We start from the raw sequence: 13,560 nt of genomic DNA, 5'->3' as shown, positions 1-13,560 counted from the left end.
TAACGGAACGTGAGCGATCGCACAAATCGCGGTTACACGCGTAACCATTGCGGCCGATGGTCGGCCGCAATGGTCCGCACAGGACTCAGCGGTCGTTGCCGAGCCACTTGTAGATGATGCCGCCGATCGCGCCGCCCAGCAGCGGGGCGACCCAGAACAGCCACAGCTGGCTGACCGCGCCGCTGCCGGCGAAGAAGGCCACCGCCGTGGAACGGGCCGGGTTCACCGAGGTGTTGGTGACCGGGATGCTGATCAGGTGGATCAGGGTCAGCGACAGGCCGATCGCCAGCGGGGCGAACCCGGCCGGTGCCTTGCCGTGGGTGGCGCCCATGATCACGATCAGGAACACGGCGGTCAGCACCACTTCGCACAGGAAGGCCGCGGCCACGCTGTAGCCGCCGGGGGACAGCGCGCCGTAGCCGTTGCTGGCGAATGCACCGGCCTGGCTGCCATCAATGGCGAAGCCGCTGGCGCCCGATGCGATCTGCAGCAGGATGAAGCCGGCCAGCAGGCCGCCGGCGACCTGGGCGATGATGTACGGGATCAGGTCCTTGGTCGGGAAACGACCGCCGGCCCACAGGCCGACACTGACCGCCGGATTGAAGTGCGCGCCGGAGATATGGCCGAACGCATAGGCGCCGGTCACCACGGTCAGGCCGAAGGCCAGGGCCACGCCAAGGAAGCCGATACCCAGCGGATTGCCGTCACCACCGAACTTGGCGGCAAGCACCGCGCTGCCGCAGCCACCCAGAACCAGCCAGAACGTGCCGAGGAACTCGGCGGACAAGCGTTTACCCATGCTCATGTGTTGCACTCCTTTGACGGTCGAAAGTGTGATTTATGTCACATTTCAATGATCAGCGGGTGACTGTAGTGTCAATGCCGGGTGCAGGGATACACCTTCGGATGTGTGCAACACGCGATGTTCAGTACTGCGGCAGCGGGATGAATTCCTTGTCGTCGCCCGGAATGGTGCCGAAGCGGCCGGCTTCCCAGTCGTGCTTGGCCTGCTCGATACGCTCCTTCGAGCTGGAGACGAAGTTCCACCACAGGTGACGTGGGCCATCCAGTGGCTCGCCACCGAACAACATCGCCTTCACCGGCGTCTTCGCACGCAGGCGGCCTGTCGCACCGGCTTCGGGGATCACCAGGTGCTGGGCGGGGATGTCAACGCCGTCCAGCTGCGCCTCGCCCTCGAGGATGTACAGCGCGCGCTCGCGGTGGCCATTGTCGATATCGATCTCCGCATCCGGGTCGAGGTCGATCGCTACGTTGAGGGTGTCGGCGAACACCTTCACCGGCGATTCCTCGCCATAGGCGCGGCCGGCGATCACCCGCAGCCAGACACCATTGCGGCGCTGCTCGGGCAGGGTGGCCGCGGCATGGTGGTAGAACGCCGGCTCGATTTCCTCATGCGACTTCGGCAGTGCGACCCAGGTCTGCATGCCGTGGATCGGGTTGTCGTGATCGCGGTCTGGTTGCGGCGTGCGTTCGGAATGGGCGATGCCGCGGCCAGCGGTCATCCAGTTGACGTCACCGGGGCGGATCACCTGGTCCGAGCCCAGCGTGTCGCGGTGGCCGATGGCGCCCGACCACAGGTAGGTGACGGTGGCCAGGCCGATATGCGGATGCGGGCGCACGTCGATGGCTGTGCCGGGATGCATGAGTGCCGGGCCCATCTGGTCGACGAACACGAACGAGCCGATGCTGCGCGCCTGCAGGGTGGGGACGGCGCGACGGACTTCGAGTCCGCCGATGTCGTGCACGCGCGGGGCGATGATGGTGGTCATGCGGGCGTTCTCGCTGGCAGGGATCAGGTGATCAGCATCGCATGCAGCTGTGACGGGGACATGCCCCGTATGGGTAACAGGTTGTTCCAGCCAACGGCGCAGCCCCTCGTGGCTGTGGGTTGGTCGCTGAAGGCAGAAGCAAGATCAAAAGCTGCGCTTGGCCGTGCGGGTGGGTGGCGCAGGGGACGCTGCAAGTACGTCCATGTAAGCTCGATCGCCGCATCCATGCGGCTCACGCCCCTGCGCCACCCACCCGCCCGGCCTCTGACAGTTTCCGTGTGCGTCCAGCCACGGAGAAGAAAAAAGAAAATCAAAGTCAAAATCAAACGCCGGTCGCTTCGCTCCTTGTGGCAACCAAGGTAGCCACCCACCAGTTCGTAGCGATTCCCACCAGAATCGCAGTTCACCGACCGTCATCGGGAAACTGTCAGGGGTGGGGCGGTGTGGGTGGGCAGGACCGTTGGCGCCATGGATGGCGCCATCGAGCCCCCATGGACGGGTTTACGGCGTGTCCTGCCTGCCCACACCGCCCCGCCCAACAAACAGAAAAGCCAGAGCCGGCTGTTGCTCCGGCTCTGGCTTTTGAGGTTGCCGGCCAGCGGCCGGCACTACCGCGGGTGCCGGGCCGCAGGCCCGGCCGATCAACTCACACCACCGGTTCACGCAGGACGGGGTTGTCCCAGCCCGGGCGCGGGGCGAAACGATCGCCGTGGCGCTGCTGCAGTGCCTTCAGCCGCTCCACGATTGCATCGGCACCCACCGCGCGGATGTGCTGGATCGGGCCGCCACGGAACGGTGCGAAGCCAGTGCCGAAGATCACCCCGGCATCCAGCAGGTCCGCATCCGCCACCACGCCTTCGTGCAGGCAGGCCACTGCCTCGTTCAACAGCGGCAGGATCAGGCGGTCTTCCAGATCGGCCGGTGCCTGGTAATCGCTGGCCACGTCCGGCTTCTTCGCACGGCCGTTTTCCCAGGTATAGATGCCCTGGCCATCCTTCTTGCCGCGCTTGTCCGGTTCCACCGTCTGCAGCGCGGCCGGAATCTGCAGGCCGAGGAACGGTGCCAGTTCGCGGCCAACGCCAGCGGCCACGTCCAGGCCGACGGTGTCGATCAGTTCGATCGGGCCCATCGGCATGCCGAACTTCACAGCGGCCTTGTCGATCACCGGGCCCGGGATGCCTTCGGCATAGGCGGTGGCGGCTTCCAGCATGTACGGGAACAGCACGCGGTTGACCAGGAAGCCCGGGCTGCCGGCCACCGGCACGGGGAACTTGCCCAGTGCCTTGCAGAACGCGGCCAGTCGACGCTCGGTTTCAGGCGCCATGCCGTCGTGATGGATGATTTCCACCAGCGGCATCTGCGCCACCGGGTTGAAGTAGTGCAGGCCGGCGAACTGCGCCGGGCGCTGGATGTGGTCGCGCAGTTCCAGCAGCGGAATCGACGAAGTATTGGTGGTCAGCAGTGCGTCCTGCTTCATCTTCGGTTCCAGCGTCTGGTACAGCGCACGCTTGGCTTCCGGGTTCTCGATGATGGCTTCGATCACCAGGTCGGCTTCAGCCACGCCGTTGCCTTCCAGGTCGGCCCGCAGGCGCGCGGCCACCGCCGGACGCTTGCTTTCGTCGCGCACTTTCTTGGCGAACAGCGCCTGCGCGCGTTCCATGGCCGGGTCGATGAAGCGCTGCTCACGGTCCTGCAGAGTCACTTCGAAGCCCTTGTAGGCGGCCCATGCAGCAATATCGCCGCCCATCACGCCGGCACCGACCACGTGCACGTGGCGGATGCCCGAATCACCACCACCCAGGCCCTTCAGGCGCTCGGTAAGGAAGAAGATGCGGATCAGGTTGCGCGCGGTGGGGGTGCTGGCCAGTTTCACCACGGCGCGACGTTCGGCATCCAGGCGTGCCTGCACCGGCTTGCCACCGCTGCGCTGCCAGGTGCTGATCAGCGCATACGGCGCGGGGTACTGGTCCTTCTTCGCCTTGCGTGCGACCTGCTTGACCATCTGCGGCGCCAGCAGCGTGCGTGCCAGCCAGGTGTTGGTCGCCCATGCCGTCGCGCGCTGCTTGAACGGGCGGGTGGTGCCGGACAGCGCCAGCGCTACGGCCGTGTCGAGCACCACCGCCGGTGCCACCACCTTGTCGGCCAGGCCGATGCCACGTGCAGCCGAGGCTGACAGGGTGCGGCCGGTCAGCATCATGTCCATCGCCGCCGGTGCGCCCACCAGCTGCGGCAGGCGCGCGCTGCCGCCCCAGCCCGGGAAAATGCCCAGCTGGGTTTCCGGCAGGCCGATGCGGGTCGAACTGTCATTCGAAGCCACACGGTAGCGGCAGGCCAGCGCCAGCTCGGTGCCGCCGCCCAGGCAGTGGCCATGGATCGCCGCCACGGTCGGGCAGGGCAGCTCGGCCAGCTTCTGGTAGGTGGACTGGCCACGGCGGATGGCATCGTTGACGGTGCCGCGGCGGTCGAATTCCTGGAATTCCTTCAGGTCGGCACCGGCGATGAAGCCGGCCTTCTTCAGGGACTGGATCACCACGCCCTTGGGCGGGTCCATGGCGATGCGCTCAAGCAGGTCGCCCAGTTCCAGCAGCACGTCCTGCGACATTGCGTTGACGCTGCTGTCCTGACGATCCAGGGAGAGGACCACCACGCCGTCGTCGCGGATCTCGGGGAGCCAGTGGCTGAAGCGGAGACCATCGAAGCCTGAGAGCATGGACGTTCCATCCGGTTGTGTATGGAGAAGCGGCTATGATCCAGAGGTTGTTTCCCCCGCGTCAAATCCCAATAGCAGGGGGTGGAGCCCCCGGATCCAGAGCCTGGAACCGGGACGCTAACGGAACGGTGGTTAAAAGCTGGTGCGGCGCCAGGTGATCGGCGACTGAACTTTTCCCGGGATTGGCAGTCTCATTGCCCGACGTCGGTTGGGCTGACAGGAGTGCGGCCCCTCATGGCCGATGTTGATACACCTCAGGAGCTGGATCTGGAACTGGTCCGGCGCGTGCAGCACGGCGAGAGTGCCGCCTTCGATGTCCTGGTGCGCAAGTACCAGCATCGGGTCGTGGCCCTGGTCGGTCGCTACATCGCCGACTGGAGCGAATGTCAGGACGTCGCCCAGGACACTTTCATCCGTGCCTACCGCGCGATCGGAAGTTTCCGTGGCGATGCCCAGTTCTCAACCTGGTTGCATCGAATCGCCGTGAATACCGCCAAAAACTACCTGGCTTCACACAATCGCCGCCCGCCGACCGATGACATCGACATCGGCGATGCTGAACAGTTCGACAGCGGGACGCGCCTGCGCGACACCGACACGCCCGAACGCGAGTTGATGCGCCAGGAGCTGGAACAGACGGTGATGAAGGCCGTCAACGCGCTGCCGGAAGAACTCCGGCTGGCGATCACCCTGCGCGAGGTGGAAGGACTGAGTTACGACGAAATCGCGCAGAAAATGGGGTGCCCGATCGGCACCGTGCGTTCACGGATCTTCCGGGCGCGCGAGGCGATCGACACCGAACTCCGGCCGCTGTTGGACATCGGCAGCGCCACCCGTGAGAAGAGCCGCGTATGACCAGTAATCCGTTCAACGAATCGCAGAACCATCAATCCCCTGCCGGGCAGCGCCTGGACCAGCGCCACCGCGAGCAGCTGTCGGCGCTGGTCGATGGCGAGCTGGGCGCAGATGAAGCGCGCTTCCTGCTGCGCCGCATGGAACATGACCCCGAACTGGCAGGCTGCCAGGAACGCTGGCAGCTGCTCGGCGACGTGATGCGCGGCCAGGCCTCGCTGCTGGCGCCTGTCGGCTTCGGTGCCGCTGTGGCCACCGCCATTGCTGCCGAACCCGCACCACAGGCCGAGCCGCGCCGTCAGGTGCGGCGTAGCGGCTGGCGGGCCTGGGGCGGTGGTGCTGCACTGGCCGCCTCGGTGGCGGCAGTGGCCCTTTTCATGGGCGGCGAGAAGCTGCAGGAGGCCACGCCGGGCGAGCCGCTGGCGCCGCAGGTGATCGCCAGTCAGGCCGAGCTGGCGCCGGCACCGGGCACCCCGGCTCCGGTCACCGAAGCCTCGGTGGATACCGCAGCGATGGCGGTGGCTGCTGCGCCGGCGGTGGCGATGGCCGCTGCCGGCCGCCGCCAGGACACCCGCCGTGCCAGTGCGACCCGCAGCCAGCAGGCCGCGCGTGCCGCGCAGCGTGACGATGTACCGCAGCGTGCCGTGGCTGCCGCGCAGGCGCCGTTGACCCCGAGCGTGCCGGCCAACGCCAGCCGCAACCTGCCGTTCGGTGAGGTCGGTGGCCTGCAGGCGCGACCGTGGCCGCGCTCCAGCCTGGCGCCCGCCGCCGGTGGCGCGCTCAATGCCAGCTTCCCGGCCCACGCCGGTGGTGCCGCGTTCTACCCGTTCGAGCCGCGCCTGCAGGATGACCTGCCGGTGCCGCCGCGCCCGCGCGACTGAGCCGGACGCTTTCACGCCCCGCCGTCGGCGGGGCCCGTATTCCTCTTTCCATCCGACCCGGAGGTTGCCGTCCGATGACTCCCCGACTCCGCACGCAGGCCATTGGCCTGTTCGCCCTGACCCTGCCGCTGGTGGCCTGTGCCCAGCCAGCGCCGCCTGCCGCCCAGCCCCAGGCCGCCGCTGCAGCAGCCCCGCGCGCGCCGGCGCAGCCGCTGGTCAGCGGCCTGCCCGATTTCACCCATCTGGTCGAACAGGTCGGGCCGGGCGTGGTCAACGTCGACACCACCATCGTGCGCAACAACCGCCAGGCCTCGCGTGGCCCGATGGGCGGCGACGATGACATGCCGGAATTCTTCCGTCGCTTCTTCGGGCCTGACTTCCCGATGCCGGGGCAGGGGCCGGGCGGGCAGGACGGTGGCCCCAGCATCAAGGGCCGCGGCATGGGCTCGGGCTTCATCATTTCGCCCGACGGCTACGTGCTGACCAACTACCACGTGGTGGCTGACGCCAGCGAGGTGAAGGTCAAGCTGGGTGACAGCCGCGAATTCAACGCCAAGGTGGTGGGCAGTGACCAGCAGTACGACGTGGCCCTGCTGAAGATCGACGGCAAGAACCTGCCGACCGTGCGGGTGGGCGATTCCAATACCCTGAAGCCGGGCCAGTGGGTTGTCGCGATCGGCTCGCCGTTCGGCCTGGACCACTCGGTCACCGCCGGCATCGTCAGCGCGCTGGGCCGCAGCACCGGTGGCGCTGATCAGCGCTACGTGCCGTTCATCCAGACCGACGTGGCGATCAACCAGGGCAACTCCGGCGGCCCGCTGCTGAACACCCGCGGCGAAGTGGTCGGCATCAACTCGCAGATCTTCTCCGCCTCGGGCGGTTACATGGGCATCAGCTTCGCGATTCCGATCGACCTGGCGATGAGCGCGGTCGAGCAGATCAAGAAGAGTGGCAAGGTCACCCGTGGCCAGCTGGGCGCGGTGGTCGAGCCGATCGATGCGCTGAAGGCGCAGGGCCTGGGCCTGCCGGACAGCCGTGGCGCGCTGGTCAACCAGATCGTGGCCGGCAGCGCGGCGGAAAAGGCCGGCGTACAGATCGGTGACGTGGTGCGCTCGGTCAATGGCAGCCCGGTCAACAGCTGGTCGGACCTGCCGCCGCTGATCGGTGCGATGGCGCCGGGCAGCCGGGTCACGCTGGGCGTGATCCGCGACGGCAAGCCGCGTGACCTGAGCGCCACGCTGACCGCGCTGAGCGAAGACGGCCAGGGCAATGCCCGCACGGCCGCAGGACCCAAGCCCGATGCGGCGCCGCAGGCGGGTGCCAATGCACTGCTTGGCCTGGATGTCAGTGATCTGACTGCGCCGCAGCGCAAGCAGTTCGGCCTGGACGGCAACGAAGGTGTGCGCATCACCGGGGTCAAGGGCCAGGCGGCACGTGACGCGGGCCTGTCGCCGGGCATGGTGATCCTGCAGGTCGGCCGTACCACGGTCGGCAGCGTGGATGCCCTGAACCGCGCGCTGTCCAGCTACAAGAAGGACGATGTGGTGATGCTGCTGGTACGTACCGGCAACGGCAACAGTGCCTTCGTGGCGGTCAAGGCCGGCCAGTAAGGCCTGGCGGGGCCGCCCTGGCGGCCACCTCTGCTCCCCCGAAGCCCCGCCCTGGCGGGGCTTCGGCCATTCCGGCCCCGGCCCGATGAGGCCGTTTTCGCGGCAGGGCCCCGGGCGTGCGATAATCGACCGTTACCCTGACGACGCCGCGCGCCGCCGCCACCTATGTCTTCTGATTCGATGCGGAACATCCGCAACTTCTCCATCATCGCCCACGTCGACCACGGCAAGTCCACGCTGGCCGACCGCATCATCCAGCTCTGCGGCGGCCTCCAGGCCCGCGAGATGGAAGCGCAGGTGCTCGACTCCAACCCGATCGAGCGCGAGCGCGGCATCACCATCAAGGCGCAGTCGGTGTCGCTGCCGTACCTGGCCAAGGACGGGCAGACCTACCATCTGAACTTCATCGACACCCCGGGCCACGTCGACTTCTCCTATGAAGTCAGCCGCTCGCTGGCCGCCTGCGAAGGCGCGCTGCTGGTGGTCGACGCCGCCCAGGGCGTGGAAGCGCAGTCGGTGGCCAACTGCTACACCGCTGTCGAGCAGGGCCTGGAAGTGGTGCCGGTGATCAACAAGATCGACCTGCCCACCGCCGACATCGAGCGCGCCAAGGCCGAGATCGAGGCCGTGATCGGCATCGATGCCGCCGACGCCGTGCCGGTCAGCGCCAAGACCGGCCTGAACGTGCAGGACGTGCTGGAAGCCATCGTGCACCGCATTCCGCCGCCGAGGCCGCGTGACACCGACAAGCTGCAGGCGCTGATCATCGACTCCTGGTTCGACAATTACCTGGGCGTGGTCTCGCTGGTGCGCGTGATGCAGGGTGAGATCAAGGCCGGTGACAAGCTGCAGGTGATGTCCACCGGCCGCAACCACCAGGTCGACAACGTCGGCGTGTTCACCCCGAAGCGCAAGGTGCTGCCGGCGCTGCGCGCCGGTGAAGTGGGTTGGGTCACCGCCAGCATCAAGGACGTGCACGGTGCGCCGGTCGGCGACACCCTCACCCTGGCTGCCGACCCGGCGCCGAAGCCGCTGCCGGGCTTCCAGGAAATGCAGCCGCGCGTGTTCGCCGGCCTGTTCCCGGTCGATGCCGAAGACTACCCGGACCTGCGCGAAGCGCTGGACAAGCTGCGCCTGAACGATGCTGCGCTGCGCTTCGAGCCGGAAAGCTCCGAAGCAATGGGCTTCGGTTTCCGCTGCGGCTTCCTCGGCATGCTGCACATGGAGATCGTGCAGGAGCGCCTGGAACGCGAATACAACCTGGACCTGATCAGCACCGCGCCGACGGTGGTGTACGAGGTACTGAAGACCGACGGCACCATCATCAACATGGACAACCCGGCCAAGCTGCCGCCGGTGAACCATGTCGAGGAGATCCGCGAGCCGATCATCCGTGCCAACGTGCTCACCCCCGAGGAGTACATCGGCAACATCATCAAGCTGTGCGAAGAAAAGCGTGGCAGCCAGATCGGCATCAACTACCTGGGCAGCCAGGTGCAGATCAGCTATGAGCTGCCGATGGCCGAAGTGGTGCTGGACTTCTTCGACAAGCTGAAGTCGGTCAGCCGTGGCTATGCGTCGCTGGATTACCACTTCGTGCGCTTCGATGCCGGCCCGTTCGTGCGCGTGGACGTGCTGATCAACGGTGACAAGGTCGATGCGCTGTCGCTGATCGTGCACCGCAGTCACGCCGATCGCCGCGGCCGCGAGCTGTGCGACAAGATGAAGGACCTGATCCCGCGCCAGCAGTTCGACGTGGCCATCCAGGCTGCCGTCGGCTCGCAGATCATCGCCCGTACCACGGTCAAGGCCATGCGCAAGAACGTGCTGGCCAAGTGCTATGGTGGCGACGTTTCGCGCAAGAAGAAGCTTCTGGAAAAGCAGAAGGAAGGCAAGAAGCGCATGAAGCAGGTCGGCCGTGTGGAGATCCCGCAGGAAGCGTTCCTGGCCGTGCTGCAGATGGACAACAAGTAAGCCCGCACCGGCCCTGCGGGGCCGGTCGTCTGGTGACGTTGCAAAGGACCCTGAATGAAACTGTTTGAGATCCTCCTGGTCGTGCTGACCCTGTCCTCGGGCCTGATCCTGCTCGCGGACAAGCTGTACCTCGCCAAGCGCCGCGCCCAGCGCGCGGGCCTGCTCGATTCCGAGCCGGTGCTGGTGGACTACTCGCGTGCGTTCTTCCCGGTGCTGGCGATCGTGCTGATCGTGCGCAGCTTCATCGCCGAGCCGTACAAGATTCCGTCCAGCTCGATGATGCCGAACCTGCTGATCGGCGACTTCATCCTGGTCAACAAGTTCTCCTATGGCCTGCGCCTGCCGATCAGCAACACCAAGTTCGTGCCTGTCGGTGAACCGTCGCGCGGCGACGTGGTGGTGTTCCACTTCCCGGGCCACAGCGACCAGGATCCGGCCAAGGGCGAGAACTTCATCAAGCGCGTGATCGGTGTGCCGGGCGACACCGTGGTCTTCGAAGGCGACGGCGTGATCCTCAACGGTGAGCCGCTGAAGTACGACAACAAGGGCATCTACGCCGGCCACAAGGGCCAGGGCGAAGGCGCCAACCTGCTGGTCGAGCACCTGCCGGGCCGCACCCACACCGTGCTGGAGACCGACTATCCGCGCGGCCAGGGCCAGTGGACCGTGCCTGCCGGCAAGTATCTGGTGATGGGCGACAACCGCGACAACAGCGACGATGGTCGTTTCTGGGGCCTGCTGCCGGAAGAGAACCTGCGCGGCAAGGCATTCCTGATCTGGCTCAACTGCCAGGGCTGGTTCTGCAAGGATGGCTTCGAGCCGTCGCGGATCGGCTCGAGCATCAACTGATCGGGCATCAACTGAGTATTTTCACATCCAACGCGTATCTGGGGAGAACGCAATGAAGACGATGAACACGCAGCGTGGCATGACCCTGACCTCGTTCCTGGCGGTCCTGATCGTGGTTGGTTTCTTCCTCTACATCGGCATGAAGCTGTTCCCGATGTACCAGGAGTACTACGCGGTGCGCTCGGCGATGAAGAGCCTGGCCAACGAGCCGGGGGTGGGCAGCATGGAGCCGTCGCGGATCCAGGACCTGTTCTTCAAGCGCCTGTACATCAACTACTCGGACAACGTGAAGCCGGCCAACGTCAAGTTTGATCGTCGCGACAATGGCTGGACCCTCAAGGTCAACTACGAAGTGCGCCGGCCGCTGGTCGGCAACCTCGATGTGGTTGGCAAATTCGATTCTTCCCAGGACCTGACACGAAGCGGTGCCCAGTAAATTCATCCAACGTGGCGACCTGATCGGTCATGCCTTCAGCGACCCGGCCCTGCTCAAGCAGGCGCTGACGCATCGCAGTGCCGGTGCGCCGCACAACGAGCGCCTGGAGTTCCTCGGCGACAGCATCGTCAACATGATGGCGGCCGAGGCGTTGTACCGGCGCTGGCCCAAGGCTGACGAAGGCGCGATGACCCGTGCCCGTGCCGAGCTGGTGCGTGAAGGCGCGCTGGCGGTGATCGGGCGCACCCTGGAACTGGGCGAACGGCTGACCCTGGGCCCGGGCGAAATGAAGTCCGGCGGTCATCGTCGCGACTCGATCCTGGCCGATGCGGTGGAAGCCGTGGTGGCCGCGATCTACCTGGATGCCGGCTTCGAGGCCTGCCGGGCGGTGGTACTGCCCTGGTTCAGCGCTTCGATCGAGGCATTGCCGGCCTCCGGCCGGCCCGAGAAGGACCCCAAGACCCGCCTGCAGGAATGGCTGCAGGCCCGACAGAAGGCGTTGCCGCAGTATGAACTGGTGTCAGAATCCGGTGACGACCATGCCAAACACTTCCGGGTACGCTGCATCGTAGCCGACCCGGCCGCCAGCACCGAGGGCGAAGGCGCCTCGCGGCGGCTTGCCGAACAACAGGCGGCTGCGGCCGTCCTAGAACAACTGGATTCCAAGTGAGCGAACAAACTCCCCATCATTGCGGCAGCGTGGCCGTCATCGGCCGCCCGAACGTGGGCAAGTCGACCCTGACCAATGCCCTGGTCGGCGCCAAGGTCAGCATCGTATCCAACCGTCCGCAGACCACGCGCCATCGCCTGCTGGGCATCGCCACCTATCCGGAAGGCCAGCTGGTGCTGGTCGACACCCCCGGCCTGCACAAGGTGCAGAAGCGGGCGATGAACCGGGTGATGAACCGCGCCGCGCGCGGATCGCTGGAAGGCGTCGACGCCGGCCTGCTGGTGATCGAAGCGGGTCGTTGGGACGAAGAAGACAGCCTGGCGTTCAACGTGCTGCGTGACGCCGGCATCCCGGTGGTGCTGGTGGTCAACAAGATCGATCGACTGAAGGACAAGGGCGCGCTGCTGCCGTTCCTGCAGGAAGTCACCGCCGGCCGCGACTTCTCCTCCGTGCATCCGATCTCGGCGCAGAAGCGCAACGGTCTGGAAGCGCTGGTGCGCGACGTGCTGGCACTGCTGCCGGAAGCGCCGCCGATGTTCGGCGAAGACGAGATCACCGACCGCAGCCAGCGCTTCCTGGCCGGCGAACTGGTGCGTGAACAGCTGATGCGCCAGTTGGGCGAAGAGCTGCCGTATGCCACCACCGTGGAAATCGAACGCTTCACCGAAGATGGCAACCTGCTGCGCATCGGTGCGGTGATCTGGGTCGAGCGCGAGGGCCAGAAGGCTATCGTGATCGGCAAGGGTGGTACCCGCCTGAAGGAGATCGGGGCCAAGTCCCGCCTGCAGATGGAGCGTCTGTTCGGGGCCAAGGTGTTCCTGGAAACCTGGGTACGCGTGCGTGAAGGCTGGTCCGACGACGAGGCCGCACTGAAGGCCTTCGGTTACGAGTAACCCGGAACGGTCGCTTCGATGCTGATCGAGGACGACACCGGCTTCGTGCTGCATGCACGGGCCTACCGTGAGACCAGCCTGCTGGTCGAGGTATTGAGCGCGCAGCATGGCCGCATCGGCGTGCTCGCGCGCGGCGTGTCCACTGCCAAGGGCCAGGTGCTGCGCGCCGCCCTGCAGCCACTGCAGTGGATCCGCTTCAGCGCATTGCAGCGCGGTGAGCTGGCCCAGCTGCGTGGCGCCGAGGCGCTGGACGCGGCACCGCGTCTGGTTGGTCAGGCGATGCTGGCCGGCTTCTACCTGAGTGAACTGACCCTGCGCCTGGCCCCGCGCCAGGACCCGCTGCCGGAGCTGTACCTGGCCTACGGCGAAGCGCGTGCGCGACTGGGAGTGGGGGCGGGCCTGGCCTGGACCCTGCGCCGGTTCGAACGCGAGCTGCTGACCTCGCTGGGCCTGGGTTTTGAGCTGGACAGTGCCAGCGACGGTCAGCCGATCGACCCGGCCGCGCGCTACGAACTGGACCCACAGGAGGGCGCGCAGCGCCTGCTCAGCGAGCGCGCTGGCGAACGCCGCGCAGCCGCGACCGGCTCGGCGCTGCTGGCGCTGGCCGCCGATGAAGAGCCCGATGCCGCCGACCTGGCCAGCCTGCGCCTGCCGATGCGGCGGGTGCTGGCCCATCACCTCGGGCCACGAGGACTGAAGTCCTGGGAAATGCTCGAGCAGCTCGCTCCCAAGCGTTGAGGGGTGTTCGGCAGGGCTTGCAGCCCTGCACCTGCCGAATCAACGTCAACGGCAGAAGCTGGCTATCCGTGGGTAGGCGGGGTGGGTCCGGTTGCGGGGGCCGCTGCAAGTACGTCCATGTAAGCTCGGTCGCCGCATCCATGCGGCTCACGCCCCC

Annotated in this window: 12 protein-coding genes; 9 read left to right on the top strand and 3 right to left on the bottom strand. The window is 66.6% G+C overall.

The genetic code is table 11. The annotated features are described in order from the left end of the window. Positions 1-85 precede the first annotated feature (85 nt). The 3 genes from aqpZ to AC0Z6F_RS13810 form a co-directional block, all read right to left on the bottom strand. The gene (gene aqpZ, locus AC0Z6F_RS13820) at positions 86-805 is read right to left on the bottom strand and encodes an aquaporin Z (protein ID WP_006383172.1); all 720 of its coding nucleotides are present in this window, start codon (positions 803-805) and stop codon (positions 86-88) included. Between the two features lie 121 nt (positions 806-926). After that, entirely contained in the window at positions 927-1,790 is an 864-nt protein-coding gene (locus AC0Z6F_RS13815) for a pirin family protein (RefSeq protein ID WP_006383170.1), read from the bottom strand. A gap of 646 nt (positions 1,791-2,436) precedes the next feature. Next, complete coding sequence (locus AC0Z6F_RS13810) at positions 2,437-4,500, bottom strand: 3-hydroxyacyl-CoA dehydrogenase NAD-binding domain-containing protein (RefSeq protein ID WP_485617310.1); 2,064 nt, start codon at positions 4,498-4,500, stop codon at positions 2,437-2,439. A 234-nt stretch (positions 4,501-4,734) separates the two neighbouring features. On the opposite strand from AC0Z6F_RS13810, the gene rpoE reads away from it, so the two are divergent. The 9 genes from rpoE (at position 4,735) to recO (ending at position 13,403) form a co-directional block, all read left to right on the top strand. Beyond that, a complete protein-coding gene (rpoE, locus tag AC0Z6F_RS13805) occupies positions 4,735-5,355 on the top strand; it encodes an RNA polymerase sigma factor RpoE (RefSeq protein ID WP_006383094.1) in 621 nt (206 codons plus the stop codon). Beyond that, positions 5,352-6,233: a sigma-E factor negative regulatory protein gene (locus AC0Z6F_RS13800; RefSeq protein WP_485617308.1), complete on the top strand. Its 882-nt coding sequence runs from the start codon at positions 5,352-5,354 to the stop codon at positions 6,231-6,233. The genes rpoE and AC0Z6F_RS13800 overlap by 4 nt, the downstream gene beginning before the upstream one ends. A gap of 74 nt (positions 6,234-6,307) precedes the next feature. Beyond that, positions 6,308-7,843, top strand: a complete 1,536-nt coding sequence (locus tag AC0Z6F_RS13795; RefSeq protein WP_012511810.1) for a DegQ family serine endoprotease — start codon at positions 6,308-6,310, stop codon at positions 7,841-7,843. Between the two features lie 180 nt (positions 7,844-8,023). Further along, positions 8,024-9,817 (top strand): translation elongation factor 4, encoded by a 1,794-nt coding sequence (gene lepA, locus AC0Z6F_RS13790; RefSeq protein ID WP_485617380.1) that lies wholly within the window; start codon positions 8,024-8,026, stop codon positions 9,815-9,817. Between the two features lie 54 nt (positions 9,818-9,871). Beyond that, the gene (lepB, locus tag AC0Z6F_RS13785; protein ID WP_006382890.1) at positions 9,872-10,666 is read left to right on the top strand and encodes a signal peptidase I; all 795 of its coding nucleotides are present in this window, start codon (positions 9,872-9,874) and stop codon (positions 10,664-10,666) included. Between the two features lie 52 nt (positions 10,667-10,718). Beyond that, positions 10,719-11,102, top strand: coding sequence for a DUF4845 domain-containing protein (locus tag AC0Z6F_RS13780; protein WP_006382889.1), 384 nt, complete (start codon positions 10,719-10,721; stop codon positions 11,100-11,102). Next, on the top strand, positions 11,092-11,772 hold the full coding sequence (gene rnc / locus AC0Z6F_RS13775) for a ribonuclease III (protein WP_012511808.1): 681 nt from the start codon (positions 11,092-11,094) through the stop codon (positions 11,770-11,772). The genes AC0Z6F_RS13780 and rnc overlap by 11 nt, the downstream gene beginning before the upstream one ends. Continuing rightward, on the top strand, positions 11,769-12,665 hold the full coding sequence (gene era, locus AC0Z6F_RS13770) for a GTPase Era (RefSeq protein WP_006382863.1): 897 nt from the start codon (positions 11,769-11,771) through the stop codon (positions 12,663-12,665). Before rnc ends, era begins: the two co-directional genes overlap by 4 nt. Positions 12,666-12,683: 18 nt before the next feature. Continuing rightward, on the top strand, positions 12,684-13,403 hold the full coding sequence (gene recO, locus AC0Z6F_RS13765) for a DNA repair protein RecO (RefSeq protein ID WP_012511807.1): 720 nt from the start codon (positions 12,684-12,686) through the stop codon (positions 13,401-13,403). Positions 13,404-13,560: the final 157 nt, after the last annotated feature.

This window comes from Stenotrophomonas sp. 1L-E-5-B-C3, from assembly GCF_057292075.1.
The sequence above is the reverse complement of the archived record's forward strand: the minus strand, read 5'-3'. Positions and strand labels throughout refer to the sequence as shown.

Excerpts from the sequence above, each read along its gene's own strand:
- aqpZ (WP_006383172.1), bottom strand. The coding sequence starts at position 805 with ATGAGCATGGGTAAACGCTTGTCCGCCGAGTTCCTCGGCACGTTCTGG.
- AC0Z6F_RS13815 (WP_006383170.1), bottom strand. The coding sequence starts at position 1,790 with ATGACCACCATCATCGCCCCGCGCGTGCACGACATCGGCGGACTCGAA.
- AC0Z6F_RS13810 (WP_485617310.1), bottom strand. The coding sequence starts at position 4,500 with ATGCTCTCAGGCTTCGATGGTCTCCGCTTCAGCCACTGGCTCCCCGAG.
- rpoE (WP_006383094.1), top strand. The coding sequence starts at position 4,735 with ATGGCCGATGTTGATACACCTCAGGAGCTGGATCTGGAACTGGTCCGG.
- AC0Z6F_RS13800 (WP_485617308.1), top strand. The coding sequence starts at position 5,352 with ATGACCAGTAATCCGTTCAACGAATCGCAGAACCATCAATCCCCTGCC.
- AC0Z6F_RS13795 (WP_012511810.1), top strand. The coding sequence starts at position 6,308 with ATGACTCCCCGACTCCGCACGCAGGCCATTGGCCTGTTCGCCCTGACC.
- lepA (WP_485617380.1), top strand. The coding sequence starts at position 8,024 with ATGCGGAACATCCGCAACTTCTCCATCATCGCCCACGTCGACCACGGC.
- lepB (WP_006382890.1), top strand. The coding sequence starts at position 9,872 with ATGAAACTGTTTGAGATCCTCCTGGTCGTGCTGACCCTGTCCTCGGGC.
- AC0Z6F_RS13780 (WP_006382889.1), top strand. The coding sequence starts at position 10,719 with ATGAAGACGATGAACACGCAGCGTGGCATGACCCTGACCTCGTTCCTG.
- recO (WP_012511807.1), top strand. The coding sequence starts at position 12,684 with ATGCTGATCGAGGACGACACCGGCTTCGTGCTGCATGCACGGGCCTAC.